The organism is Rhizobium sp. BK275, assembly GCF_014193555.1.
Lineage (GTDB): Bacteria > Pseudomonadota > Alphaproteobacteria > Rhizobiales > Rhizobiaceae > Rhizobium.
The window spans coordinates 352,749-376,133 of sequence record NZ_JACHZL010000004.1 but is presented as its reverse complement, the minus strand read 5'-3'; the positions used below and the strand labels follow the sequence as shown (position 1 = coordinate 376,133).

The 23,385-nt window shown below is 60.8% G+C and carries 27 protein-coding genes and 1 pseudogene; 11 read left to right on the top strand and 17 right to left on the bottom strand.

Annotated elements, in window-relative coordinates; translation table 11 throughout:
- Positions 1 to 98 precede the first annotated feature (98 nt).
- From FHT82_RS15310 to FHT82_RS15290, 5 genes are all read left to right on the top strand, one after another.
- Positions 99 to 662 carry a TetR/AcrR family transcriptional regulator gene (locus FHT82_RS15310; protein WP_183732094.1) on the top strand — a complete coding sequence of 188 codons (564 nt, stop codon included), beginning with the start codon at positions 99 to 101 and terminating at the stop codon, positions 660 to 662.
- A 20-nt stretch (positions 663 to 682) separates the two neighbouring features.
- The gene (locus FHT82_RS15305) at positions 683 to 1,024 is read left to right on the top strand and encodes an SMR family transporter (RefSeq protein WP_183732091.1); all 342 of its coding nucleotides are present in this window, start codon (positions 683 to 685) and stop codon (positions 1,022 to 1,024) included.
- Between the two features lie 184 nt (positions 1,025 to 1,208).
- Positions 1,209 to 1,994, top strand: a complete 786-nt coding sequence (locus tag FHT82_RS15300) for a ThuA domain-containing protein (protein ID WP_183732088.1) — start codon at positions 1,209 to 1,211, stop codon at positions 1,992 to 1,994.
- A gap of 9 nt (positions 1,995 to 2,003) precedes the next feature.
- Complete coding sequence (locus FHT82_RS15295) at positions 2,004 to 3,047, top strand: Gfo/Idh/MocA family oxidoreductase (protein WP_183732085.1); 1,044 nt, start codon at positions 2,004 to 2,006, stop codon at positions 3,045 to 3,047.
- Positions 3,048 to 3,256: 209 nt separating this feature from the next.
- On the top strand, positions 3,257 to 4,096 hold the full coding sequence (locus FHT82_RS15290) for an aspartyl/asparaginyl beta-hydroxylase domain-containing protein (RefSeq protein WP_183732082.1): 840 nt from the start codon (positions 3,257 to 3,259) through the stop codon (positions 4,094 to 4,096).
- Between the two features lie 182 nt (positions 4,097 to 4,278).
- Here FHT82_RS15290 and FHT82_RS15285 read toward each other — a convergent pair whose 3' ends face one another.
- The 6 genes from FHT82_RS15285 to FHT82_RS15260 all read right to left on the bottom strand — a co-directional run bounded on the left by FHT82_RS15285 (position 4,279) and on the right by FHT82_RS15260 (position 10,577).
- Positions 4,279 to 4,674 (bottom strand): DUF1236 domain-containing protein, encoded by a 396-nt coding sequence (locus FHT82_RS15285; RefSeq protein ID WP_183732079.1) that lies wholly within the window; start codon positions 4,672 to 4,674, stop codon positions 4,279 to 4,281.
- Between the two features lie 238 nt (positions 4,675 to 4,912).
- Positions 4,913 to 6,025, bottom strand: coding sequence for an ABC transporter permease (locus FHT82_RS15280; RefSeq protein ID WP_183732076.1), 1,113 nt, complete (start codon positions 6,023 to 6,025; stop codon positions 4,913 to 4,915).
- Position 6,026: 1 nt separating this feature from the next.
- Positions 6,027 to 7,151 carry an ABC transporter permease gene (locus tag FHT82_RS15275; RefSeq protein WP_183732073.1) on the bottom strand — a complete coding sequence of 375 codons (1,125 nt, stop codon included), beginning with the start codon at positions 7,149 to 7,151 and terminating at the stop codon, positions 6,027 to 6,029.
- Positions 7,148 to 8,887 carry an ATP-binding cassette domain-containing protein gene (locus FHT82_RS15270; RefSeq protein WP_183732070.1) on the bottom strand — a complete coding sequence of 580 codons (1,740 nt, stop codon included), beginning with the start codon at positions 8,885 to 8,887 and terminating at the stop codon, positions 7,148 to 7,150. The genes FHT82_RS15275 and FHT82_RS15270 overlap by 4 nt, the downstream gene beginning before the upstream one ends.
- On the bottom strand, positions 8,884 to 9,891 hold the full coding sequence (gene hlyD, locus FHT82_RS15265; RefSeq protein ID WP_183732068.1) for a secretion protein HlyD: 1,008 nt from the start codon (positions 9,889 to 9,891) through the stop codon (positions 8,884 to 8,886). Before hlyD ends, FHT82_RS15270 begins: the two co-directional genes overlap by 4 nt.
- A complete protein-coding gene (locus FHT82_RS15260) occupies positions 9,888 to 10,577 on the bottom strand; it encodes a CerR family C-terminal domain-containing protein (RefSeq protein ID WP_183732065.1) in 690 nt (229 codons plus the stop codon). Before FHT82_RS15260 ends, hlyD begins: the two co-directional genes overlap by 4 nt.
- A 176-nt stretch (positions 10,578 to 10,753) precedes the next feature.
- Between FHT82_RS15260 and FHT82_RS15255 the strand changes: the two genes are divergently transcribed.
- Entirely contained in the window at positions 10,754 to 11,035 is a 282-nt protein-coding gene (locus FHT82_RS15255) for a hypothetical protein (RefSeq protein WP_183732062.1), read from the top strand.
- Between the two features lie 63 nt (positions 11,036 to 11,098).
- On the opposite strand, the gene FHT82_RS15250 is transcribed toward FHT82_RS15255, so the two are convergent.
- The 6 genes from FHT82_RS15250 to FHT82_RS15225 form a co-directional block, all read right to left on the bottom strand.
- A complete protein-coding gene (locus FHT82_RS15250) occupies positions 11,099 to 11,986 on the bottom strand; it encodes an SDR family oxidoreductase (RefSeq protein ID WP_183732059.1) in 888 nt (295 codons plus the stop codon).
- Positions 11,986 to 12,771 (bottom strand): hypothetical protein, encoded by a 786-nt coding sequence (locus FHT82_RS15245; protein ID WP_183732056.1) that lies wholly within the window; start codon positions 12,769 to 12,771, stop codon positions 11,986 to 11,988. The genes FHT82_RS15250 and FHT82_RS15245 overlap by 1 nt, the downstream gene beginning before the upstream one ends.
- 57 nt (positions 12,772 to 12,828) lie before the next feature.
- Positions 12,829 to 13,416, bottom strand: a complete 588-nt coding sequence (locus FHT82_RS15240; RefSeq protein WP_183732052.1) for a protein-S-isoprenylcysteine O-methyltransferase — start codon at positions 13,414 to 13,416, stop codon at positions 12,829 to 12,831.
- A 173-nt stretch (positions 13,417 to 13,589) separates the two neighbouring features.
- Positions 13,590 to 14,171 (bottom strand): hypothetical protein, encoded by a 582-nt coding sequence (locus FHT82_RS15235; RefSeq protein WP_183732049.1) that lies wholly within the window; start codon positions 14,169 to 14,171, stop codon positions 13,590 to 13,592.
- A gap of 157 nt (positions 14,172 to 14,328) precedes the next feature.
- Positions 14,329 to 14,451, bottom strand: a complete 123-nt coding sequence (locus FHT82_RS15230) for an ABC transporter (protein WP_113298940.1) — start codon at positions 14,449 to 14,451, stop codon at positions 14,329 to 14,331.
- A gap of 167 nt (positions 14,452 to 14,618) precedes the next feature.
- Complete coding sequence (locus tag FHT82_RS15225) at positions 14,619 to 15,212, bottom strand: L,D-transpeptidase (protein ID WP_183732046.1); 594 nt, start codon at positions 15,210 to 15,212, stop codon at positions 14,619 to 14,621.
- Between the two features lie 224 nt (positions 15,213 to 15,436).
- Between FHT82_RS15225 and FHT82_RS15220 the strand changes: the two genes are divergently transcribed.
- The gene (locus FHT82_RS15220; RefSeq protein WP_183732043.1) at positions 15,437 to 16,192 is read left to right on the top strand and encodes an SDR family NAD(P)-dependent oxidoreductase; all 756 of its coding nucleotides are present in this window, start codon (positions 15,437 to 15,439) and stop codon (positions 16,190 to 16,192) included.
- A gap of 163 nt (positions 16,193 to 16,355) precedes the next feature.
- On the opposite strand, the gene FHT82_RS15215 is transcribed toward FHT82_RS15220, so the two are convergent.
- A complete protein-coding gene (locus FHT82_RS15215) occupies positions 16,356 to 16,652 on the bottom strand; it encodes a hypothetical protein (protein WP_183732040.1) in 297 nt (98 codons plus the stop codon).
- Between the two features lie 10 nt (positions 16,653 to 16,662).
- The gene (locus FHT82_RS15210; RefSeq protein ID WP_246698141.1) at positions 16,663 to 17,001 is read right to left on the bottom strand and encodes a hypothetical protein; all 339 of its coding nucleotides are present in this window, start codon (positions 16,999 to 17,001) and stop codon (positions 16,663 to 16,665) included.
- A gap of 242 nt (positions 17,002 to 17,243) precedes the next feature.
- Between FHT82_RS15210 and FHT82_RS15205 the strand changes: the two genes are divergently transcribed.
- Positions 17,244 to 17,717, top strand: coding sequence for an Hsp20 family protein (locus FHT82_RS15205; RefSeq protein WP_183732037.1), 474 nt, complete (start codon positions 17,244 to 17,246; stop codon positions 17,715 to 17,717).
- Positions 17,718 to 17,770: 53 nt separating this feature from the next.
- Positions 17,771 to 18,019, top strand: a complete 249-nt coding sequence (locus FHT82_RS15200) for a hypothetical protein (protein WP_183732023.1) — start codon at positions 17,771 to 17,773, stop codon at positions 18,017 to 18,019.
- A gap of 96 nt (positions 18,020 to 18,115) precedes the next feature.
- Here the strand turns inward: FHT82_RS15200 and FHT82_RS15195 are convergent, their stop codons facing one another.
- Positions 18,116 to 18,799, bottom strand: coding sequence for a hypothetical protein (locus FHT82_RS15195; protein WP_183732021.1), 684 nt, complete (start codon positions 18,797 to 18,799; stop codon positions 18,116 to 18,118).
- 78 nt (positions 18,800 to 18,877) lie between these two features.
- The gene (locus FHT82_RS15190; RefSeq protein ID WP_183732018.1) at positions 18,878 to 19,027 is read right to left on the bottom strand and encodes a hypothetical protein; all 150 of its coding nucleotides are present in this window, start codon (positions 19,025 to 19,027) and stop codon (positions 18,878 to 18,880) included.
- Positions 19,028 to 19,355: 328 nt separating this feature from the next.
- On the opposite strand from FHT82_RS15190, the gene FHT82_RS15185 reads away from it, so the two are divergent.
- Complete coding sequence (locus tag FHT82_RS15185) at positions 19,356 to 20,540, top strand: succinylglutamate desuccinylase/aspartoacylase family protein (RefSeq protein WP_183732016.1); 1,185 nt, start codon at positions 19,356 to 19,358, stop codon at positions 20,538 to 20,540.
- A gap of 429 nt (positions 20,541 to 20,969) precedes the next feature.
- On the top strand, positions 20,970 to 22,292 hold the full coding sequence (locus tag FHT82_RS15180; protein WP_183732013.1) for a virulence-associated E family protein: 1,323 nt from the start codon (positions 20,970 to 20,972) through the stop codon (positions 22,290 to 22,292).
- A 453-nt stretch (positions 22,293 to 22,745) separates the two neighbouring features.
- Here the strand turns inward: FHT82_RS15180 and FHT82_RS15175 are convergent.
- Positions 22,746 to 22,871 (bottom strand): annotated as a pseudogene (locus tag FHT82_RS15175) (DUF982 domain-containing protein); the annotation flags it as partial.
- Positions 22,872 to 23,385: the final 514 nt, after the last annotated feature.

Sequence of the window (23,385 nt, the reverse complement as noted above, 5' to 3'; positions counted from 1 at the left end):
ATCAAAACGCCGCGTCATTTCGCGCATAATCCCTTGCAGGGCAGGGTCTCCGGCAGATTCTTCTTGACAAAACCGTCCGGACGGTATCTTTATAATCCATGTCAAACGCTCATCATCGCAAGAAACAACCCGTGCTCGTGCGTCAGCAGTTGCTGGAGGTCGCCGCGCGTCTTGCCGGTGAGAGCGGCATGAGCGCTGTCACGCTCGATGCGGTCTCGGCTGCGTCGGGTGTCAGCAAGGGCGGGCTGCTGCATCACTTCCCCACGAAGAATGCCCTACTGGACGCCCTGTTCGAAAGCCTGCTGGAGAAGTTCGACGCCGATATAGACGAGTTGATGCGCGGCGATCCGCTGCCGCAGGGACGTTTCTCCCGCGCCTATCTGCAGGCGGTGTCCGGGCTGAAGGATCGCCCCGACGATTCCAGAAGCTGGACGCAGGTAACGATCGCGCTGCTTGCCGAACCCCGGCTGCGCCTGCGGTGGCGCCAATGGGTGGCGGCAAGAGCCGAGGAATATATCGGCACCGACTCCGCGCTCGACACCCTGATCGTGCGTTTTGCCGCCGACGGTCTGTGGTTCGCAGATACGTTGGAAAGCCATGATATCGGTGACGCTCTGAGGCGAGAGCTGATTGCCCGCCTCATCGAGCTGACCCACAAGTAGAACACGAAGGAAATACCGCCATGAACCCGGCTGCCGTCTATGGGCTGCTCGTTGCAGCCATCGTGCTGGAAGTGATCGGCACGACAGCGCTTCAGCTTTCCCAGCAGTTTACCCGCCTCGGGCCGACGGCGCTCGTCGTTGCCTGTTATGGGGCTGCCTTCTACTGTCTGTCGCTGACGCTAAAACACATCCCTGTTGGCATCGCCTACGCGATCTGGAGCGCTTTGGGAATCGTGCTGATTTCCTCTGTCGGTCTCGTGTTTTTCAAGCAGCGGCTGGATACGCCCGCCATCATCGGCCTCGGCCTGATCATCTCGGGCGTGGCCGTCGTCAACCTGTTCTCCAAGACCGTTTCCCATTGATGTGAAAAGGGGTTTTTCCGGGTCGCTAAGCCCGGAAAAATCCCCTTTGTCAAAATACCGACAAAGGTCTATGTCTTCCTCTGATGCGGAGGAGGGACTGCTTTGGCTGCCCATCTTTCCAAAGCGCTTTGAATACCTGCCTTCCTGCTTGCCAAAAATCCAAAGGTTCCAGAGGAGTACCACCATGGCCATCCGCACCGTCGTATGGGGAGAGAACATCCATGAGACTACCAATGAAATCGTCCGGAGCATCTACCCCGAAGGCATGCACACGACCATTGCCAAGGCGCTGAACACCGATCCGGCGATTTCGGCGACGACGGCGACGCTGCAGGAGCCCGAACATGGCCTCACGGAAGCCCGGCTTGCCGAGACCGACGTTCTGACCTGGTGGGGTCACAAGGATCACGGCGCGGTCTCCGACGTCGTCGTCGAGCGCGTCGCCAAGCGTGTCTGGGAAGGCATGGGCCTGCTGGTGCTGCATTCCGGCCATTTCTCGAAGATCTTCAAGCGGCTGATGGGCACGCCCTGCGCGCTCAAGTGGCGCGAGGCGGGTGAGCGCGAGCGGCTGTGGACGATCAACCAGCGCCATCCGATCGCAGCCGGCATCGGGGAGCATTTCGAGCTTGAGAACGAGGAGATGTATGGCGAACAGTTCTCGGTGCCGGAGCCACTGGAAACGGTGTTCATCTCCTGGTTCCAGGGCGGCGAAGTCTTCCGCTCGGGCCTGACCTGGCGCCGCGGTGCCGGCAATATCTTCTATTTCCGCCCCGGCCACGAGACCTATCCGACCTATCACGATGCGAATGTGCAGAAGGTGCTGATCAACGGCGTGAAGTGGGCCTATAACCCCGAGGGTGCATTGAAGAGCATCAGCGATGCTCCAAATGTGCCGGTAGAAAAAGCACTGGAGCCGATCGTCGAACGCGGCCCGAGACTGCATCAGGCCGGCGAAGCCGGTTACCGCTGAGGAGCATCCATGCGACTACTCGTTCTTGGTACGGGCGTGATGGCAAAGAACCAGCTCGCCCACTTCATGAATATCGACGGCGTGAAAGTGGTCGGCGCCGTCGACACGGATTCTGACCGGCTTGCCGCATTCGCCGATAAGTTCAATATCGAAAAGCGGTTTCTGACGCTGGAGGAGGCGATCGCCTGGGGCGAGTTCGATGCGGCGACGAATATCACGCCCGACCGGATTCACCACCCGACCACCATGGCGCTGATTGCCGCCGGCAAGCATGTGCTTTGCGAGAAGCCGCTGGCGGAGAACTATCCAAAGGCGCTTGAGATGACGGAAGCGGCCGAGGCCGCCGGCGTCATCAATATGGTCAACCTCACCTATCGCAACGTCGCGCCGCTGCAGCGCGCCCGTGAGATGGTGCTATCAGGCGAACTCGGCACCATCCGCCATGTCGAAGCTTCCTATCTGCAGAGCTGGCTGGTGTCGCGCGCCTGGGGCGACTGGCGCACGGAATCGACCTGGCTGTGGAGGCTTTCCACCGGTCACGGTTCGAACGGCGTGCTCGGCGATGTCGGCATCCACATTCTCGATTTCGCCGCCTATGGTGCTGCGACCGATATCGACCACGTCTTTGCGCGGCTCAAGACCTTCAACAAGGCGCCGGGCGGCCAGATCGGCGAATATATGCTCGATGCGAATGACAGCTTCACCATGTCGGTCGATTTCGCCAATGGCGCGCTCGGCGTCATCCATGCCAGCCGCTGGGCGACCGGGCATCTGAACGAGCTGAAGCTGCGCATCTATGGCGAGAAGGGCAGCCTCGAGGTCATACACCGTCCAAGCGGTTCCGAATTGCATGGCTGCCTTGGCGACGATGTCGAGACGGCGACCTGGAAGCCGGTCGAGGTGCCGCCGGTTCCAACCAACTATCAGCGCTTTGCCGAGGCCGTGGCTACGGGCGTGCAGCTCGACCCGAACTTCCGTCATGCGGCAAACCTGCAGAAAGTGCTCGACCTTGCCATGGTCACCGAACGCGAACGCCGCGAGCTGAAGGTCTGATATTCTCCCCGTATCAGTCATCGAGATCGTTACCGCCGCCCTTCGTGCGCGGCGGTAACATGCGGCAATTGACCGCTAAAACCTGTACTTAAGTGTACTTGAGCCACGCCCGGCACCATCCATATTTGTTCAATGGTCAGCGCGCAAACGTCGTGTCGGCTCTTGCGCAGCAGGCCATGCAATTTCCTTGAGCCCCCAATGGAAAATCCATGACTGACGGTATCGCCAATACAACTCTTCCCGAAAAATCCGCATCCACTCCCCAAACGCAGGGCTTTGCCACTGCCGGGATCGCCCCTATGGATCGCCCCAGCGCCATCACGCGCTTTTTCATGGGCATCGTCGCCTGGGCCGAAGGCCTGAACTTCAAATATGCGAAGCTCGGCAATCCGCCGGTTTATGACAACGCAGTCTTCCCGTGGGCGAAGGAGGTCGAAAAGGCCTGGCCGCAGATCCGCGCGGAACTCGACCGTGTGCTGGTGCGCCAGAGCGAGCTGCCGAGCTTCCAGGAAATCTCCACCGACGTGCAGACCATCTCCAAGGATAACAGATGGAAGACCTTCTTTCTCGTCGGGTTCGGCGTGAAGTCGGAGCAGAATATTAGGGCTTGTCCGGAAACCTGGAAGGCGGTGCAGAAGATCCCCGGCCTGAAGACGGCGATGTTTTCCATCTTCGAGCCCGGCAAACACCTGCCGGCCCATCGCGGACCCTATAATGGTGTGCTGCGCCTGCATCTCGGCATGATCGTGCCTGAACCTGCCGATAAGCTCGCCATCCGCGTCAAAGACCAGATCTGCCATTGGCAGGAAGGCAAGGCGCTGATCTTCGACGACGCCTATGAGCATGAAGCCTGGAATCACACGGACAAGACGCGCGTCGTTCTCTTCATCGATTTCGTCAAGCCGTTGAAATTTCCGGCACGGCTGATCAACTGGACCTTGCTCAATCTTGCGATTTTCACGCCGTTCATCCGCGAAGGGCTCGATAATCACAAGGAATGGGAAAAGAAGTTCTATGCGCAGGCGGAAGCGCTCAGGAATCGCGGATAAGAGGGGCCTGCGGGCCTCACTGCTTGCTCTACGTCATCCTCGGCCCCTGTGCCGAGGATCTGCTGATGTTGACGATAAATGCGACGGCTTAGATCCTCGGGACAAGCCCGAGGATGACGAGGGCGGGGTCGGCAACCGCGTCAACAAGCAGAAAGCCCCGCAAAAAACGGGGCCAACTGCTATTATTCGATCACCTGAACCACACGATGGGTCTGCGGCTCGACGATCACATGGCGATTGTTGATGACCGTATAGGCATAGCGCGGATTATCCGGCACCGGGATCACCTGGACGTCTGCGGGCAGCGGCTTGCCGACCACGATCGGCTGCTGCACCACCACTGCTGACGGCGGGGCCGGCTGCTGCTGGACGTAGGTCACGACCTCGCGCGGCGGCGGATCTACCACAGCACCGGCTACACCGCCTGCCACGCCGCCGATTGCAGCGCCCACGGGGCCGCCGACAATGGCGCCGGTGATTGCGCCGCCGGCAGCACCCGTCACGGCTCCATCGGCCATCGCATTCGTGGCGAGGGACGAGAGCGCAAGCGCGCTCGATACAAGAATGATCTTGTACATTTTGCTTCTCCTTAGCTCTATGTCTTTGTTTCACGCAATTCCGGGCGCAAAACCGCTGCGCACTTTTGCTGGAATTGCTTGATGTTTTCACGCAACTCCGCACGCAAGAAAGCTTCGCGTTTCTGCTGGAATTGCTTTGGTTTGCATTGAGGTAACGAGCCCATCCTGCCGATGTTCCGGCCGGAGAAGCGTTTCGGAGTCACGGTTTGGAAGCGCAGTTCACATAGTGTGAGGTGGGCTATTCCAACCTGCGGCGGAACAGCCAGGCGGCGGCACCAAGCGTCGCGCAGGCAATCAGCGCCAGAGGAATGGTCTGGTTCAACACCTCGGCGGCGGGGATATCCTTCAGGAAAACGCCTTTGACGATGATGAGGAAATAGCGCAGCGGGTTGATGATCGTCACCGGCTGTAGCCAGTCCGGCATGTTCTCGATCGGCGTTGCGAAACCCGAAAGCAGCATGGCCGGCACCATGAACAGGAAGGCGCCGAGGATCGCCTGTTGCTGTGTCATCGACAGCGCCGAGATGAAGAGGCCGAGGCCGGCGACGGAACCCAGATAGAAGATCGAGCTGCCGTAGAGCAGCAGGACCGATCCGCGCAGCGGCACGCCGAAGATGAAGACCGCCGCCAGGATATAGAGCGTCATGTGGAAGAGGCCGATCATCATCGGCGGAATGAGCTTGCCGATGAGGATTTCATGGACGCGCAACGGTGAGACCATCAGCTGGTCGAAGGTGCCGAGTTCCCTCTCGCGGGCGATGGAGAGGGCCGTGACGATGAGGCCGATCAGGAGCGCGATACTGGCGATCAGGTTCGGCACCATGAACCATTGATAGGTGAGGTTGGCGTTGAACCAGTTGCGCGGCACGGTCGCCACCGTCGTCGCCATGGCGCGCTGGCCTGCCGGCGTTTCGGCTGAAAGCGTCATGCCGATCTGGGTGAGATAGCCGGAGACGATCTGGGAAGCGTTGGAGCGGCGGCCGTCGAGGATGATCTGCAGATCGGCTGATATACCGGCCTCGATATTGCGGGAGAAATCGGGGCCGATTTCGATGGCCGCGATCACGGCCTGACCGTCGATCGCTTCGCGGATATCGGTCTGGCTATCGGCGGCCTCGATGCGCCGGAAGGTTGGGGAACCCTGGATGCGCTGGATCAGTTCCTGCCCCCAATGGCCGCTGTCGCGGTTCAGCACCATCACATCGACATTGCGCACTTCGAGCGTTGCCGCATAGGAGAAGATCAGGAGCTGCATGAGGGGCGGCACGATCAGCACGAAGCGACCTTTGGGGTCGCGCATCACGGCGAGCAGTTCCTTTGTTATGAGGGCTTTCAGCCGCGTCCACCACATCTCAGCCGATCCTCTTTCTGGTGCTGCGGGCAGCCAGCACAAACATGATGCCGCCGATCGTGAGCATGACGGCAATGGAGCGCGCGAACATCGGCCAGATATCGCCTGCCAGGAACACCGTCTGCAGGCTGGGGATGAGGTAGCGGGCCGGCACGATGATGGTGATCCACTGGATGATCCGAGGCATCGAATTGATCTCGAAGAGAAAGCCCGAGAGCAGGAAGGCCGGCAGGAAGCCGCTGGTCAAGGCGATCTGCGAGGCGAGGAACTGGTTCTTCGTCGCCGTCGATATCAGCAGGCCCTGGCCAAGCGCCGGGATCAGGAAGGCGGCCGACAGCGCGTAGAGGGCTGCGACCGAGCCGCGGAAGGGCACGCCAAAGAGGAAGACCGCCAGCAGCACGCAGAGCGTCATCGAGGCGAGACCAAGCAGGAAATAGGGGAGGATCTTGCCGGCCAGCAGTTCGGCCGCCGTCACCGGCGTCGCCATCATTGCCTCCATCGTGCCGCGCTCCCATTCGCGTGCGACGACGAGCGAGGTGAGCAAGGTTCCGACCAGGGTCATGACGATGGCGATGGAGCCGGGGACGAGGAAGTTGCGGCTCGTCAGCTCCGGATTGAACCAGAAGCGCTGCTCGATGGAGATTGGGGGACCCGCCGCAACCGTTTCGGACCGCCGCTGCCGCTCCCAGTTGGCGACCGCGCCTTGCGCATAGTTCTGCACGAAATTGGCGGTGTTCGGGTCCGAACCATCGACGAGAACCTGGATCTGCGGGCGGTTGCCGGCGGCATAATCAGTCGCGAAATCGGCTGATATGACGACGATGCCGCGCACCTTGCCGAGCACCAGATCATTCTCGAACATGCGCCGGTCGCGGCCAACAGTGACGGAGAAATAGCGCGAGGCCTGGAAGCTTGCTGCAAGATCCTGCGTCAGCGGCGTTGCCTGCTCCAGCACGAGGGCGATGCGGGTGCGGGTCGTATCCAGCGATACGCCATAGCCGAAGAGGAAGAGCAGGATCAGCGGCAGCACGAAGGCGATGAGAATGGTGCTGGGATCGCGGATCGCCTGATAGCTTTCCTTGCGCACGAGGGCGGCGAAGCGACGGGCTCTGGAGGAGGTGCTCATGCGACTTCCCCCGTTTCGGAGTCCTGAACCAGTGCGATGAAAGCATCCTCCATCGTCGGATCCGGTTGTTCCTTCGTCGCCACGCGCGCCTTGAGTTCGTCGGGCGAGCCGAGGGCGATCGAACGGCCGCGATAGATCAGCGAGATTCGGTCGCAATATTCGGCCTCGTCCATGAAATGCGTCGTCACCAGCACCGTGACGCCCTTTTCGACGAGCCCATTGATATGCGTCCAAAATTCGCGCCGCGTGATCGGGTCGACGCCCGATGTCGGCTCGTCGAGGAAGAGGGCGCGCGGCTCGTGCATGACGGCGCAGGCGAGCGCCAGGCGCTGTTTCAGGCCGAGCGGGAGGTCCTTCGCCGAATAGCCCGCGTGGCGGCCGAAATCGAAGATCCCGGTCATCAGCTCTATGCGTTCGCGGCGCCGACTGCCGGAGAGGCCGTAGACGCCGGCGAAGAATTCGAGGTTCTGCATGACGGTGAGATCGCCGTAGAGCGAGAATTTCTGCGCCATGTAGCCGAGCTGGTTGCGGGCAACGGCGGCATCCTTGCGCAGATCGAAACCGGCGACACGGCCTTCGCCCTCCGTCGGCTTCAACAGGCCGCAGAGCATCTTGAAGGTGGTGGACTTGCCCGCACCATTCGGCCCGAGCAGGCCGAAGATCTCGCCGCGGCTGATATCGAAGGTGATCTTGTCGGCGGCGGTGAAATCCCCGAAACGCTTGGTCAGGCCACGGGCCTCGATGACGGGACGGTCGCCCGTTTCGCTCGGCGACCCCTGAGCCTCCGCAAGTTTCGAGCGCCCGCCGGGGCCGCCGCCCAGCATATCGATGAAGGCGTCTTCGAAACGGGGAGGAGTGGGCGTCAGTTTTGCCTGACTGCCGTTGCCGCCGATATCAGGGATCTCATCCTTTGATGTCACGAGGCGGATGGCATCGCCCTGGATGACGCCGTCGATGACGCCTTTCGTCTGCAGCAGCTCGGCCAGCACCTGCCGCCTGCGGCCGGCAACACCAGACACCTTGAAGACGCGGTCTTCCACGCGGCCGGTCAGGTCATGCGGCTTGCCGGAAAAGAGCAGCTTGCCCTGATTGAGCAGCAGGACATGATCGCAGGCCTCGGCCTCATCCAGATAGGCGGTCGACCAGAGAACGCCGATGCCTTCCTGCGTCAGGTTCTCAACCATCTTCCAGAGATCGCGGCGCGAGATCGGATCGACGCCGACACCCGGCTCGTCGAGCAGCAGCAGGCGTGGCTTCTTCAAAAGCGCGCAGGCAAGGCCGAGCTTCTGTTTCATGCCGCCTGAAAGCTTGCCAGCAAGGCGTGTGGTGAAGCGCTTCAGGTCGGTGAAGGTCAGAAGCTCGTCGAAGGCGCTCGCGCGCTCGCGCTTCGGCAAGCCACGCAGATCGGCATAGAGATCCAGATTTTCCTGAACCGACAGATCCTCATAGAGGCCGAAGCGCTGCGGCATGTAGCCGATCGAGGCCTGGATGGCGGCCGGGTTCTTGACGGTATCGAAGCCCAGCACCTCGACCGTGCCGCTGTCCGGCAGCATGAGGCCGGTCATCAGCCGGATCAGCGTCGTCTTGCCGGCGCCATCGGGGCCGACGAGACCGGTGATCGAGCCGCCCCTGACCTCGCCGGAGACGGTATCCAGTGCAGGCGGGCCATCGCCGAAATGCTTGGCGACATCGGTCAGCCGGACCAGTACCTCATGCGTTTGCGGGGAAGGGCTCATCGCGCGGCCAGTGCGGGAAAGCGCACGGTGACCGGCATGCCCTGGCGCAGATCGGGGCCGGGCTTGTCGATGACGATGCGCAGGCGATAGACGAGGTCGGTGCGAAGCTCGGGCGTCTCGACCGATTTCGGCGTGAATTCGGCCACCGGCGAAATGAAGCCGATCGTGCCGTCATAGGGCTTGTCGGGTTGCGTATCCGAGGTCACTTGAACCTTCATGCCGGGATGCAGGCGGCCGAGATCGCCTTCGGAGACATAGCTGCGCACCCAGACCGGCTCTGTCAGCGAGAGCACGAAGACGGTATCGGCCGGCGAGACGATGGCGCCGGGTTCCCGCACGCGGGACAGGATGACACCGTCATTCGGGGCGAGCAGTTCGGTATCGGCAAGCGAGATGCGGGCGGCGGCCAGCGAGGATTCCGCGGCCTTCAATTGCGCCTCGGCATTGGCAATATCTTCCACGCGGCTGCCCTCCTGCAGGAGTTTCAGCGCTTCATTGGCGGAATCCGAACGTGCGACGGCCATCGAGCGGTTGGCGGTCGCCTCATCGAGATTCGCCTCTGATATCGTGCCCTGGGGACGGAGTTGGCGGGCGCGGTCATAGGCAATGTTGGCATTGCGCAGCGCGGCAAGGCTTTCATCATAGGCGGCCTGGGCTTGGGCGATCTCCGTCGGGCGCGGACCGGCTTTCAGCTTGTCGAGCGTTGCCTGCAGGGCCGCGACATTGGCTTGCGCCGAGGCAGCGGCCGCCTGAAAAGGCGCGGCATCGAGTTTGCCGAGCACCTCGCCGCTTTTGATCATGTCGCCTTCATCGACGGCAAGCGAGGCAATCCGGCCATTGACGCGGAAGCCGAGAGAGACCTGGCGGATGTCGACATTGCCGTAGAGCGCGAATTCCTTGCTCTTTTGCGGCAACCAGCCGAGCTTCTGGGGCAAGCCGTACCACCAGGCAGCGGCACCGGCGGCAACCAGAATAATGATGGCAAGGGAGAGTATCCGTCTCATCGGGTATTTCCTTTCGCCTGATGCAGCTGGCCGACAAGTTCTGCAACGAGATTCCGCAGGGTCTGGAGTTGTTCAGGGCCGACCGACTGCCACTCCATCTGGGCGAGAACGGCGGCGTGGGCGAGACGGAAAACCATGATGTTGCCGACGAAGGCGAGGGTGCGCAGCCGCACATGTTCGGAGGCCGGGTCTTCGCGCAGGATGGTGCCGATCATCTGCCGCGCCATCTCGATCATCGGGCGCATCAGGCCCTGATAGACACGGGCGAAGGCCTCGGTCGGTTCCATCTGTTCGCGGATGATGAAGCGTGCCCAGGGCTCGGATTCCTTGCTGACCAAAAGGCCGACCATGGTCGTGGCCATATCCGTCAGAAAGAGCCGTGCCTGCTCTTCGCTAAGCCCCTGTCCAGCGGCAGCCAGTTCCATGAGATGAGTACCAATGCGCTGCCGCAGGCCGCCGATATGGCGCTCGATGCGTGTCACCAGATATTCAGCGGTTGCGACATAGAGCCCTTCCTTGCCGCCGAAATAATAGGGAATGGCCTGCAGGTTGACGCCTGCAGCCTCGCTCAGCTGGCGCGTCGAGGTGCCGTCGAAGCCGTAGCGGCCGAAGACATCGAGGGCTGCGGACAGCAGCTTTTCGCGGGTGATTTCGGCGCGGTTTGGTTGCGGTTGTTCATCAGTCATCGCTCATGTATAGCGCATGTCGCGATTTCAGTCAATCGAATGAATGTTTGTCTTGTCAGGCCGGTCCTGATGTGCATGAGGGTTGGGGGCGCGAGCCGCCATTATATTTGGCTTTACTGCCGCGCATTGCCGTTTTCGTACTTCCGAAAAAGCTAATATTCTGGCTGAATGGGCTGATGGGAAACCAGCGCGTCAGCATCGGACGACATGCCTGGAGAGCGCTCGTCACCGGCGCTGCTCTTGCTCTTTCCGTGACCATATCCAGCGCCGACGATGGCCGGGCGCAAAAGGGCGGCCGTCTGCGCAACGAGGTCGTGAAGCCGGCGCCTCACAACGGGCAGTTGACCGCGCCGCACCTGACGATGGACTGGTGGCTTCGGACCGAACGCGGTGCATCGCAAGGCGACAATAAGGAGAGTTTGAAGCAGGTTTTCACGCGCCAGGAAGAGCGGCAGTGATGCAGGCTGGCGCTGCCGATCTTGTCGTGACGCCCGTGGCGCGCCTCTGCCGGTGCGATTGGCTTACTTGATGCCCGTCCCCGATCCATGCGGGCTCGGATCTTTGCTTCGGCGCTGGACCAGGCCGATCAGCCGGCGTGCAGCCGCTGATGGCAGAATCCTGGCGATAAAAGCAGTCAGCTTGGCGGAGAAGCCGGGAACGACGAGGCTGCGCCCGGACTTGAAGCCGCGCCAGGCCTGTTCGGCGACATAATCGGCCTTCAGCTTCGGCAATACTTTGAAGAGAGCGGCGCGATCCGCGCCGGATTTTTCAAGAAAGTCGGTCGATACCGGCCCGGGTGCCACGCATGTCACGGTGACGCCGAAGCGGCGAACTTCCTCATGAAGGGAAGCCGAAAAGGAGCGCACGAAACTCTTGCTGGCATAGTAGAAGGCCATATAAGGCCCCGGCGTAAAACCCGCGACGGAGCCGAGATTGAGCACGCCGCCACGCCGGCGGGCGACCATTCCCGGCAGGAAGCGAAGGGTCATGTCGGCGAGCGTCCGGATATTGAGATCGATGATTCCGAGCTGATCGTCTGCCGGCAGCGAAGTTGCCGCGCCGCGCAATCCGTATCCGGCGCTGTTGACGAGGACATCGCAAATCAAACCGTTGGCTTCCAGAAAGGCTTCCAAGCGTGCCGAGGCGTCCGATGCCGTGAGGTCGAGTTCGACCGTGAAGGCTTCTCCGCCGGCCTGTTTCACATCGGCGGCGGCCGCCGCCAGCCCCTCGGAAGAGCGGGCGACGAGCACGACGATATTGCGTTCACGCGCGGCAACCCTGGCAATTGCCCGCCCGATGCCGCGGGAGGCGCCGAGGACGACCACAACAGGGCGAAGCCCTGTTTCCTTGTTTTCATGCAATTCCGGACTCAAAACCGCTGCATGCCCCTCGTCGAATTGCTCCGCCATTATAGAGAGCCTCCCGCGATCGACGTGCGGGCGGAAATTCCGTCCTGGCCGAGCCCTCGTATCTCGTCGGCGACCGCGCCGTTCAAGATCCTCTCGAACCGCTCCAATGCCCGGGCGATGCTGGCTCCATCCATAACCCTGTGGTCATAGTGGATGCGGACGGTAACCGATCCGTTCTCATCAATCGGCCCGTAATTCATGAGCGTGGTCACGGGACTGAGCGGGTTAAGGGATTCCGCGCCGAGGCCCGAATAGACCGACAGCTGGAAGGTGCCGAAATAGCGCGCCCGTTTTCGCCCTATATTGAGCCCGAGCCACATGAGCGACCACCTGAGCAGGGCCGGTGCGCGCGCAAGCTTCAGCGAGCGGCGAAATTCCTTGATCTCCAGGACGGGGCGTGACCTCGCCTCGCGGATCTGCATTTCCAGCTCGGGGATGGAGCGGTCTTCGGGGGCCTTGATCGTGCTCAGGAGAACGATCCGCTCGCCTTCATAGTCACGCTCGTGGGCAATGGAGGCCACGCTTGCCGGATATTCGTAGAGCTGATGGCGTGGAAATTTGATGTAAGCGCGCCGGAGATCCGGGATCTCCTTCGAGAGGAGGGCGTATCCTTTCAGGAAAAGCGCGGTCCAGGAGGGGCGGGGATTGGACGTTCGCCTGGCATCGAGAAGGGGGCGGATGTTCATCTGCCGCTGAACGGTCACGCGCGGTATGCCGATCGAAAATCTCATGAGATCTCCAACCAGCCGCCTTGCTGCGGAAAGCCTGATTGTTCGTCCCTTCATCTTACTCCCCCCTCATCTTTCTCCCCCCAGAGATTCAAAGTGTCAGAGCGTCGCGCCCTAATAGAGATAAGGGATGATGCGCTTGGTCTTGTCCATATAGGCGCGGTATTGGGGGCCGAAGACATCCAGCATCATACGCTCTTCCTTATCGACGCGCAGAAAGAACAGCACGGCGAAACCGACGATGCCCGCCAGGCCTGCCACCCAATTCGGCAGCAGAAAAGCCTGGGCAAGCCCCATCAGGAGGAACGAGGTGTACATGGGGTGGCGGACATGCGCGTAAGGCCCGGCGCAGATCAATTCGTGCTTCTGGCGGATTTCGAGCGTGATGGACCAGTTTCGTCCGAGTTGCTTGTGCGTTCTTCGAAAGACCCACATTGCGAGGCAGAAAATTGCCGCCCCGATCACGACCGCCCACAGAGGCAAAGAATGGTCGGCTGCCTTGGGAATACCTGTCGCGACGTAAAATGCCGGCACGATCGCCAGCCCGGCAAGTGCTGCGGCCAGTGCCACTCTTTCCGAGACGCTGCGCCGGCTGCTGGCGACGGGCACGCGCCTGCCGCGACGCTCGAACGGGTATCGAATGATGTACCAGGCAATAATTCCGAGGACCCAGACGATCTCGCCAATGATATTGACTGACACGTTCAAGTCGGCACCAGAACCTTTCCACGATCCGGCTTCCGCGATCGTCAACGGTTGAGACTACAGCATCGGCCCGAAAATCGGAATCGATTTTCGGAAAGCCCGTGCGTAGATTCAAAGAGGTAGAGCGTCCTTTGTGCGTCCGAATGGACGCACGGCGCTCTATGCCCGCTTCAGGTATTCATCTCCCGCAGATTTGTAACGAATTGCTGCGGTCTCATCCAGATGCCGGGTGTCTTATAGCCCATGTGTTTTGCTATATCCGCGACGAAGGCGTTGCAATTGTAGACCGTCGCCTCCCAGAGACGGCTTCGCGCCTGCAGCTTGCGTATATAGGCAACCGTATCGTTATATTCGGCATCGGTCAGCATCACGCGCCAGCTCGCCGAGCGGTATTGCTCCTCCAGGTCGCCGTCCGTTGCGCCGGTCGAGGCGGGAACCGGAACGAAATGGCCGAGGACGTAAGCCCCCGGATCGGGTGAAGCCGGGGCAAGACCTGCCACCTCCGGATTGATCATGTTGCCGTTTTTGTCCGCGCGCCCGAAGACGACGTAGGTATGGCCGTAGGTGAGCGCATAACGCGAGCGGAACTCGATGAAATTCCGACCTGATCTGCTCTGATTCGTCGCTGATTTCGTCAGGTCGCGGCTATCCGATGTATAGTGCGGCAGGGGGCTTTTATCTTCCGTCTGGCACGACGATGCCACAATTGCCAAAGCAACGACCAGCCACAGGCGGCCTCTTCCAAGCGCCATTACCACGCTCCATATGCAAGCTCTGCCCGAGGCGGATTCGACGCCGGCAGATATGCCATTCTTTCGCCCTGAATTGCAGGCGGGGCCAATCCTGGGCGGTTTCGGATGTCAAGAAAAGGGAAGGGCTGAAAGAGCCCTTCCTTAGAGTTATGCGAACTTACTTGTAGACGGCTGTTGCCGCAGGCGGCGGAGCTTTCCCCTTGCCTTTGCCAATCGACCCGCAGGCACTCAGATTGGCCACCGCAAGTACTGCGAGGATGACGAATAAAATTCTGCTCATCAACAAGTCCTCTCCTCATCTTGGCATGGCCCAGGACAGGCTATGCCTCAAAGTTTGACGATAATCAGCACCTTGGACAGTGCGGGAGTGATGCAACGTGCAACGAATCTACATTAGCAGATACTTACTGGTGTGGCCAATCCGGCAATTTCGAATGGTAAATGCCATCAAATGACCACCACCCGCGTTCCGACACGCGTGCGCGCGTAGAGATCGACGATGTTTGCATTGGTCAGGCGGATGCAGCCGTTCGAAACGGCATTGCCTATCGACCAGGGAGCATTGGTTCCGTGCAGCCTGAACAGCGTATCCTGTCCGCCCTGGTAGAGATAAAGGGCGGCCGCACCCAGCGGATTGTCCGGTCCGCCCGGCACGCCTTCGGCATATTGGGCGAGATGCGGCTTGCGCGCGATCATGTCGTCGGTGGGCTTCCAGGATGGCCACTCGGCCTTCCGGCCGATCGTCGCCTCTCCCTTGAAGCTCAATCCTTCTTCCCCGACCGCGACACCATAGCGCGTGGCAAGGCCATCGGCCTCGACGAAATAAAGATAGCGCGCCCCGGTATCGACGACGATGGTTCCGGGCGGCTCACTTCCCGAATAGGCGACCTCTTGGCGCCGATAGCGGGGATTAACGTCCGGGTCGCTGCCGAATACGCGATAGCCGAGCGGCGGGCCATCCGTCGTGGTGCTGCATCCCGAAAGCATCAGAGCCAGGCTGCCCAAAACGAAGCCCCGGCGTTTAACGGCTCGTCCGTTCATTTCCATCTGCCCAAGTCGTTCTCCCAAGTCGTTTCGCTCCCTCAGTCCTGACGATGCCCGATCGGCAGCGTGCCGATGAACCGGGTTATTCGAATTTTGCGGATTATGTGCTTGTTGGGCGGACAAGGTGCGCAACTTGAAATAGCGTGTCCCTCACTCGCGAAACCCCTTGCATGAATCATGCGTTTGGTCTGAACATTAGCATATTTAAATGGATGGAAACGATGAAACTTTGCCTGGAGGGAAAAGTCGCTGTCGTGACGGGGGCAGGTTCCGGAATTGGGGCCGCTGTTTCCCGGCAGCTCGCTGTCGAGGGGGCCGAGGTCGTTGTTGCCGATATCAATGCCGATGCCGCGCATGAGAGTGCCGACGCAATTCGGGCGGAGGGGGGACGTGCGCGCCCGTTTGTCGTCGATGTGAGCGAGCCGGCAGCCGTGCAGAGCCTTGTCGACTTCACCGTCGAGACATGCGGCAGCCTCGATCTCGCCGTCAACAATGCCGGGATCGATGGGGTGCGGGCGCCGGTTGCGGATTGTCGGCTCGAAGACTGGCACAGAGTGATGAACGTCAACCTGAACAGCGTCTTCTATTGTGTGAAATACGAGATCGGCGCGATGCTGAAGCGGGGCCGGGGCGCAATCGTCAACATGTCCTCGACGCTCGGCACCGTCGGTCTGCCGACCGCGGGAGCCTATACCGCCGCCAAGCACGGGGTTGTCGGACTGACGAAAGTGGCGGCGATGGAATATGCGCGATATGGCATCCGGGTAAACGCCGTCGGCCCCGGCTGGATCGATACGCCCCTCCTGTCGGAGCATCTCGAAATGGCGAGCACGCGCCGCATGGCGGCGCTCCAGCCGATGGGCCGGCGCGGGACACCGGACGAAGTGGCAAATCTCGTCTGCTTCCTGCTGTCGGAACAGGCGAGTTTCGTTACCGGTGCCCACTACCTCGTGGATGGGGCCTATACCGCGCATTAGAGCGCCGTGCGTCCGTTCGGACGCACAAAGGACGCTCTAACTCTTTGATTCTACGCATCAGGCTTTCCGAAAATCGATTCCGATTTTCGGGCCGATGCTGTAGAGCGCTTCCGGCTTAAGCGGAATCGGCGGAAGCGCTCATGCAGTCACATTGATCGCGCGCTCAGTGCAGGATCGACGCCTTTGCCTTGCGGTCGACCAATGCTTCCACGATGCCGATAAGGCGCGCCGCGCGTCTAAGGACTTCGACACCCGCATCGTGGACCGCGATGTCGTAGCTCATTCGGTCCATGCATCTGGCGATCTCCATCAGCTTCTCACCGAGATCGGCGTGATGCAGCCGGTCAGCGGCGCGCGCAAGCCGGCGCAGACATTCCTGATATCTCGATGCGAGAACAAGCCTTTCGGTGATCGGGTTGCCTTCCACAGCGGGCGGAGACTGGGATGTCTTCTGTCGCATTCCGCTCTCCTTATCCGAAGGTGCCGGTTGGCTTGCGGGCTGGCCCCTGCCTTCTCATGGTGAAATCCTGCCGGCCCCTATCCAGGGATTTCAGGGCAGCGAGAATGTCCCGGTAGCGGATCGAGCAGGGAACACCGGGAGGGTGGCGCAGCTCGGGACAGGATTCGACCGCGTGAAGGTCGGACGCCCACGATGCGAGGATCGCGCGCTTCTCTTCGGTCGTCATCCTGTCCGAAGCGAGGACTTCGTCCGGATGCGAAAAATGCTGATGGGGATGCAGGATATGTGACGCCGAGATGGCATCGAGGGTCTTGGCCGAGTTGACCGATGTCTTGCCTTCGATAGTCATGTTCGATCTCCTAAAAACTTTCGACAGGTGAAGAAAATCTCCAGGCGGATAAGAGATTGTTTCGGTGTTTTCGGGGTTCAAGTGGACCGCTGCCGAACGTTCAAAAAAATTTTCGAAGCCCCTTGAAAGGCAAAAAAAGCCAAACCAAATCGATATTCGCCGGCAGCCCAAAGGGGGCCGGAAGCCGGGGACGCAGTTTCCGACGCGTCTCCTTTCCAACTCGCTTTACGGAGGATTTGGTCATGAGAAACGAATTCGACTTCGCACCCTTCTACCGCTCGAGCATCGGCTTCGACCGCGTATTCAACCTTCTGAACAATCCACAGCGTCTGCAGGCCATCGACGCATGGCCGCCCTACGATATCGTCAAGTCCGGCGACGCCGATTACCGCATTCAGATGGCGGTTGCAGGTTTCGCCGACGGCGACCTCGACATCACCCAGGAACGCAACGTGCTTGTGGTAAAAGGCCAGAAGGCCGAGGACAAGCAGGGCGACTATCTGCATCGCGGCATTGCCGGGCGCTCCTTCGAGCGGCGTTTCGAGCTTGCCGACCACGTTCGGGTCGAGAACGCTTCGCTGACGAACGGCCTTTTGACGATCGAGCTGAAGCGCGAAATCCCTGAAGCGATGAAACCGCGCAAGATCGCGATCGGCGCCGCGGAGGGTTCTGAGGCGCCGATGCAGATGATCGAAGGCGAGAAGAACGTCGCTTAACCGGAGGGGAGGGAGGAGCCGGCGCCATCTGACGGCGCCGGCTTTTGAACGACATGAAAACGATCGATGTTCGAAAACCGCAGCCGTTCGACGCGCACGATCTTTCGGTATGTCAGCCTGTTTTCGATATCATTGTGAAAGAGGCGGGCGTCGATAAGGCCTCGGAAGAGGCCGCGCGGATTGCCGCAATCTTGGTGGAGCTTTATCGGCAAGGCGTGCGCGATCCCGAGCATCTGCGGATCATGGTGGAAGCCGCGCGAGGTCTCTTCGATCGCCAGCGGGGCGCCAACGCAATCGCGTGACCTGGCTGGCGTGTAGAGCAATATCGAAGGCCGCCTTGCCCAGGTTCTGAACGAGATCGGTATGGATGTCGGCCACCGCCGCCAATTCCGATCCGTTCAACCCTCGCCGTCACCCAGCATGTGATCCGCCAGCCTGTAGCAGTGGCTCGCCTGATAGGCGTTCCGGCCGCGGTTCATATGTGTCAGGTTGAATGCCCGGATCGCCTGCAGCGCGCGGGGCGTCGCCATAAATTTGCCGATCGAGGCGAAGCCGCGGACCTTGACGCCGAAAATGTCCTCGCCCCTCGGGAAGACATAGCTGACGTCATCAGGCGTCATGACACAGCGCTCGAGGAAATCCTCGTCCACCTGGCCCTGATCGAGCGAGTGATCGGTGGTGAAATCGGAAAGATGCACCAGGAACAAGGCGCGGATGTCCTCACCATCAGCATAGAGCGAGAAGAGCTCCATCCAGCTTGCATTGACGCGAATGAGCGCCTTGCCGGGTGTCGACGGCAGGCAGGAAACCGACCAGTAGTGCCGCTCCGTCCGGCGCGGGATCGGGATGCAGTCGCTTCCGTAGCGCCTGAGAATATCCAGAACTTCTTGTGCCTGCGGCCGGCGCAGCAGCTTTTCGAACCTGGCGACGTATTTGAGACGCAGTTCCAGGGATTCCGAGCGCTCCTCGGCGTCGCGCAGGAACGTCTCGCCCCGCATCCAGTTGCGCTGCTGCTCAAGATCGAGAAACCGGCGCAGGCCGGCAATGGTCTGGCGGCGCGGCGCGCCTATGTCATCTACCATGAAAACAATCCCAGGCTCCGCTTCCGAACAGCGCCTCGCCTTGTCGCGGTGACTGCTCTCAATGGAAATCAGCAGCTACTAATAATAGCCGCCGATATTGCCGCGAACGGGACCAATCCCCAGCGGAGTTGCGTAGGTCGTGTTGTCGCCGCCGGTGCCGGTGGTTGCGCACCCTGAAAGGCTCAGAAGCGCGATCGTTACCGCGGCCAAAAGGTATTTTACAGGCATGACATTGTCCCCCTTATCCGTCACAGCGCAGGCCTTCAGGGCCAGAACACGAATATTCACCAAACCATCGGCATCGGCAACTGCGGCGAGTACCTATTCGATGAAATTGTCTCAACGATATCGGGGCTTGGAATAAGTCGGTTCACTCTCGGCCCGATAGGCCTCTGCGGTTCGCATCCGACCGCTCCGATCCGCTTGGACTTGCGAACTCGGCAGCGTGCCCTAATTTTCAGCAGCATACCCTGGGTTGAAGACGTGCGGAACTTTGCGACCGATGCGCATGCCATTGTTCTAACTGAACTTTTCAAATCACAGAGGGGCTTCCATCATGTCGGACAAATCGAAGAACGGCATCGATCGCCGTGATTTCATGATTGCATCACTGGCAACGGTCGGCGCGTCGGCTGCTCTCGCCGTCAGCGCGGATGGCGCTGATGCCGAGGACACTGCTTCCGCTCCAGCATCGGGAACGGTCTATACCGGCGATACAATCGAGGGGAAAAAGGTCGTGAGCGCGCTCGACGTCGACGACCTCGAGCCCGGGCAGAAGCACTTCCTGTATTTTCAGGGTGCGCAGATGCCGACGGGGCAATCCTGGTACGTGTCGGTGACGGTCGCCAAGGGGGCGAGACCCGGCAAGCGCGGCATCCTGACCAGCGGTGTACATGGCGACGAAATGAGCAACATCCATACGGTCCAGACCGTGATGAACCAGCTCGATCCGGCGCAGATGTCGGGCACGGTCATGGCGGTCACCGACGTGGCGCGCCCGGCCATCGAAAGCATGCAGCGCAGGTGGCCCAATCAGGGCAGGGGCGTCGATCTGATCGATATGAACCGGGAATGGCCGGGAAACGAGAACGGTCTTACCGCGCCCAGCCGGCATGCCGGGCTGCTGTTCAACCGGCTGCTGCGGCCGAACGCCGATTTCGCGATCGACTTCCACACCGGAACAACCGGGTTCGAAGTCACCGCATTCAACATCGGCGGCATGGATGTGCCCGAGGTCAAGGCCATGGTGGAACTCTATCCCGTCGGCCAGATCTTCGACAACCATGTCTATCCCGGTGTCCTGCACAATGCATTCATGGACGTGGGCATCCCCTCCTTCACGCCGGAGATCGGTGCTGCCCGCGTTCTGGACCTCGAGATGATCTCGCTCTTCGTGGAAGGCACGATGAACGTGCTGAAGCATCACGGTATCGTTGCCGGGCCGATGGGCCGGACGGGCAAGGACGTGACTGTCTTTACCGGCAACAGCGCCTTCCCGATCCTGGCGACACAGGGCGGGATCGTCGAGCATCTGGTCAAGCTCAACGACAAGGTCGCACCCGGACAGAAGGTGGCCATTCAGCGCAACAGTTTCGGCGAAGTGGTTGCGGAATATACAAGCGGCGTGGCCGGAGAGATAACGGGCCAGCGCAGCGACGCCATGTCCGAGCCCGGCAACCCCCTGGTCTTCATCCTCTTCCACAAGGCGGCGCTGGAGGGCGCTGAGGCCTATCCCGAATAATCTGCCGTTTCCGCATATCGGTTCCTGGCTGAAAAGACCTCGCCAATCCTGCCGGCCGCGCAGGACGCGCTGACCGCCGATGAGGCGCGAAGGGGCTGACCGGCCGGCTGTTGCGCCATCCATCCGGCTCTGGGCGTCGAGCCTTGTCTCGCAGCGCGATTCTATCTGCCAACCGTTTTGCGAATAGGTCTGGCTATGTCCTCAGCCTCTCCGGAAACGAGACATCAGCAATGTTCGGTCGCATCATCCGCCAGCACCCGTGGCCCCCTCATCCGCCTGCCGGCACCTTCTCCCCGCTGGGGAGAAGGCATTTGCCGCAACGTCTCCGTTCCCTTCTCCCCAGCGGGGAGAAGGTGGCCCGAAGGGTCGGATGAGGGGGCCACGGGTGCCGACAGATATCGTTACCCCCCATCCCACGCGGAAAATCTCATGCCACAAATGACTGCACACGAGCCGCCGCGCGACTGGCTCGCCATGCTCAAGACCAATGACAAGGGCAATCCCCTTCCGGGCCTCACGCTCAACTGGACCGTGATGCTGGAACACCACCCCGACGCGCGGGGAATGCTCGCCCTCGATGAATTCAGCGGCCGGACGATGCTGCTGCGCCGGCCGCCGTGGGATGTGCGGCAGGGCGACTGGAGGCCTCGTGTCGTCGGAAACAACGACCTTGCCGAAATGGTGGAATGGCTGGAAGGGTTCGGCCTGACGCCGAAGGTTTTCAACATCAATCCCGTTATCGACAAGGTCGCCGGCCGGCATTCCTATCACCCCGTGAAAGACTGGCTGTCGTCGCTGCCGGCATGGGACGGAACGCGGCGTGTCGACACGTTCCTGACCCGTTATCTCGGTGCCGAGGACACGCGGCTGAACCGCGCCTTCGCGCGCAAGTGGCTCTCCGCGCTTGCCAGACGCGTCTTTCAGCCGGGGTGCCAGTTTGACCACGTGCTGACCCTGCAAGGCAGGCAGGGCCTCGGAAAATCGTCGTTCGGCTGGGCGCTCGTTCCGATCGCGCAATGGGTGACCGACGGCGTGACGGTGGGCGAGGGCGCGCGCGAAGTGATCGAGAACACGCGTGGGCGCTGGATTGTCGAGCTTGCGGAGCTTGCTGGCCGGTCGACTCGGGAGATCGAGACGATCAGGAAGTTCATCACGGTTCGCGTCGATACCGCGCGCGGGGCGTATCAGCAGAGGCCCGACGACGTGCCGCGCCAGTTCGTGTTCTACGCCACGACGAATGCCGACGAGTTCCTGACGGATACGACGGGCAATCGCCGCTGGTGGCCGGTCAGGCCCACGGCGATCGATATGGCGGCTATCCGGGCCGATCGCGCGCAGATCTGGGCCGAAGTCATGACGATCTACGAGCATGAGCCGCTGTGGCTGGACGACCCGGCATTGGAGGCCGACCTCGAAGCCCTGCACCAGGGCGTGATGGATTTCGGCCCCACCTACGAGATCATCCGCGACCTGATCCCTGATGGCGACATGATGGTGCCCTGCGCGGACATGCGCAGGCTCTTGACCGGCGGAAGCGAGGATGCCAGCCGCCTGCCCACCGGCTGGCGCGCCAACCTGCAGAGGGCGCTTGTGGGGCTCGGGTTCGAACCGGGCTCGAAGCCTGTCAATCGCCGTGGGCGCACTGTGCGCGTCTATCGTCGCGGCGATGCGGACGCCCAGCCCTGGGCGAGATGGATCGGTGGCCGCATCGAGTTCGAGCACGGTCCGCGAAGACGGGAGGCGAACTTTTAAAATATGTTCTGCGAGTGCACGACGCCGCCCTTCGGGGCGGCTTTCTTTTTTGGGCGAGCTCGCGGGACGGCCGACAGCGGTTACGAATGCACACGCAGATATTGTAACCTCAATTCTCTAGCCTTCTCAATAGGTTATGGGCGCTATTACGCAATTACCAAGATAATGGTGAAATATGGTGGAGAGGCAGAATGACGTTCCGGTGCGCCGTTTCATATCTTCATGAGAAGTTGGAATGCATCGTAAACTCGCAATTCTGTAATATTTTCCCCTAAGATACTGAATTCATTGCATGAACGCTATTACGAAATCTGCCGGCAAATGCAGTAATTACACAAGTGGAGATCGCCGCATTCCCTCGAAAGCAAAGCCGGCAAGGGGCGGTTAGCAGCTTGGAACTGACCACGGGGCGACGGGTTCTGCGCAGCTCGTCAGGCCGGAGGAGACGGCAGTTCAGTGAAGCACGGTGATGGCGGTAATCCCGGCCTCGGCTGCAGCGCGAATGATCGCCGCTCTCAATTCCCCGGGCTCGGCGGTGCCGTGGACGACATCCAGACAGACCTTGATCGCCGCAAGAGATTCCTCCCGGTCACAGCCTGTAAAATCCTGTTTGCCTTCTCCCGGCCAGCCAGGTTCACGTCATTTGTATTTCGGTTGATATTCGTGACCGATCTTGTCCGCTGGCGTTGGAACCTAAGTCTTCATACCGAGTTAAAAGCCGGACCGTGCGGCCGGGGGACTGATTGAGCCCTAACCCCCACTAAAGTCGGCTGTGCGGTCCGCCTGCATCAATCGCTCCGCGCCAGTCGTCTTCAGTCCGGTTTTGATCGCCCGGCTCCCCGTTCTCCGTTGACACCGCAGAGGACGCCATGAATTCTATGTTTCGGGCTATCGCTGCAGGGTGATCGTGATGAGAAGAGTTCGGACACTTATGATCGCTGGCCTGGTTATCGGATTGGAAATCCTGGCTTCATCGTGCACGACGCACCGAAGCTCGAATAGCGCCGATTTCCAGTATCAGCCTGGGCATTCGAGGAACCCGGCGTGCCGCCAGGGGTTCAGGCCGACCAACGCGCTGTCCTGCAGGTATTGA

Bases quoted from the DNA above. Each gene is read 5' to 3' on its own strand.
- FHT82_RS15270 (WP_183732070.1), bottom strand. From the start codon at position 8,887: ATGAGCCCTTCCCCGCAAACGCATGAGGTACTGGTCCGGCTGACCGAT.
- FHT82_RS15280 (WP_183732076.1), bottom strand. From the start codon at position 6,025: ATGTGGTGGACGCGGCTGAAAGCCCTCATAACAAAGGAACTGCTCGCC.
- FHT82_RS15200 (WP_183732023.1), top strand. From the start codon at position 17,771: ATGAAAACGATCGATGTTCGAAAACCGCAGCCGTTCGACGCGCACGAT.
- FHT82_RS15180 (WP_183732013.1), top strand. From the start codon at position 20,970: ATGCCACAAATGACTGCACACGAGCCGCCGCGCGACTGGCTCGCCATG.
- FHT82_RS15215 (WP_183732040.1), bottom strand. From the start codon at position 16,652: ATGCGACAGAAGACATCCCAGTCTCCGCCCGCTGTGGAAGGCAACCCG.
- FHT82_RS15300 (WP_183732088.1), top strand. From the start codon at position 1,209: ATGGCCATCCGCACCGTCGTATGGGGAGAGAACATCCATGAGACTACC.
- FHT82_RS15290 (WP_183732082.1), top strand. From the start codon at position 3,257: ATGACTGACGGTATCGCCAATACAACTCTTCCCGAAAAATCCGCATCC.
- FHT82_RS15255 (WP_183732062.1), top strand. From the start codon at position 10,754: ATGGGAAACCAGCGCGTCAGCATCGGACGACATGCCTGGAGAGCGCTC.
- FHT82_RS15295 (WP_183732085.1), top strand. From the start codon at position 2,004: ATGCGACTACTCGTTCTTGGTACGGGCGTGATGGCAAAGAACCAGCTC.
- FHT82_RS15230 (WP_113298940.1), bottom strand. From the start codon at position 14,451: ATGAGCAGAATTTTATTCGTCATCCTCGCAGTACTTGCGGTGGCCAAT.
- FHT82_RS15220 (WP_183732043.1), top strand. From the start codon at position 15,437: ATGAAACTTTGCCTGGAGGGAAAAGTCGCTGTCGTGACGGGGGCAGGT.
- FHT82_RS15195 (WP_183732021.1), bottom strand. From the start codon at position 18,799: ATGGTAGATGACATAGGCGCGCCGCGCCGCCAGACCATTGCCGGCCTG.
- FHT82_RS15275 (WP_183732073.1), bottom strand. From the start codon at position 7,151: ATGAGCACCTCCTCCAGAGCCCGTCGCTTCGCCGCCCTCGTGCGCAAG.
- FHT82_RS15225 (WP_183732046.1), bottom strand. From the start codon at position 15,212: ATGAACGGACGAGCCGTTAAACGCCGGGGCTTCGTTTTGGGCAGCCTG.
- FHT82_RS15245 (WP_183732056.1), bottom strand. From the start codon at position 12,771: ATGAAGGGACGAACAATCAGGCTTTCCGCAGCAAGGCGGCTGGTTGGA.
- FHT82_RS15310 (WP_183732094.1), top strand. From the start codon at position 99: ATGTCAAACGCTCATCATCGCAAGAAACAACCCGTGCTCGTGCGTCAG.
- FHT82_RS15235 (WP_183732049.1), bottom strand. From the start codon at position 14,171: ATGGCGCTTGGAAGAGGCCGCCTGTGGCTGGTCGTTGCTTTGGCAATT.
- hlyD (WP_183732068.1), bottom strand. From the start codon at position 9,891: ATGAGACGGATACTCTCCCTTGCCATCATTATTCTGGTTGCCGCCGGT.
- FHT82_RS15250 (WP_183732059.1), bottom strand. From the start codon at position 11,986: ATGGCGGAGCAATTCGACGAGGGGCATGCAGCGGTTTTGAGTCCGGAA.
- FHT82_RS15210 (WP_246698141.1), bottom strand. From the start codon at position 17,001: ATGACTATCGAAGGCAAGACATCGGTCAACTCGGCCAAGACCCTCGAT.
- FHT82_RS15205 (WP_183732037.1), top strand. From the start codon at position 17,244: ATGAGAAACGAATTCGACTTCGCACCCTTCTACCGCTCGAGCATCGGC.
- FHT82_RS15260 (WP_183732065.1), bottom strand. From the start codon at position 10,577: ATGACTGATGAACAACCGCAACCAAACCGCGCCGAAATCACCCGCGAA.
- FHT82_RS15190 (WP_183732018.1), bottom strand. From the start codon at position 19,027: ATGCCTGTAAAATACCTTTTGGCCGCGGTAACGATCGCGCTTCTGAGC.
- FHT82_RS15285 (WP_183732079.1), bottom strand. From the start codon at position 4,674: ATGTACAAGATCATTCTTGTATCGAGCGCGCTTGCGCTCTCGTCCCTC.
- FHT82_RS15305 (WP_183732091.1), top strand. From the start codon at position 683: ATGAACCCGGCTGCCGTCTATGGGCTGCTCGTTGCAGCCATCGTGCTG.
- FHT82_RS15185 (WP_183732016.1), top strand. From the start codon at position 19,356: ATGTCGGACAAATCGAAGAACGGCATCGATCGCCGTGATTTCATGATT.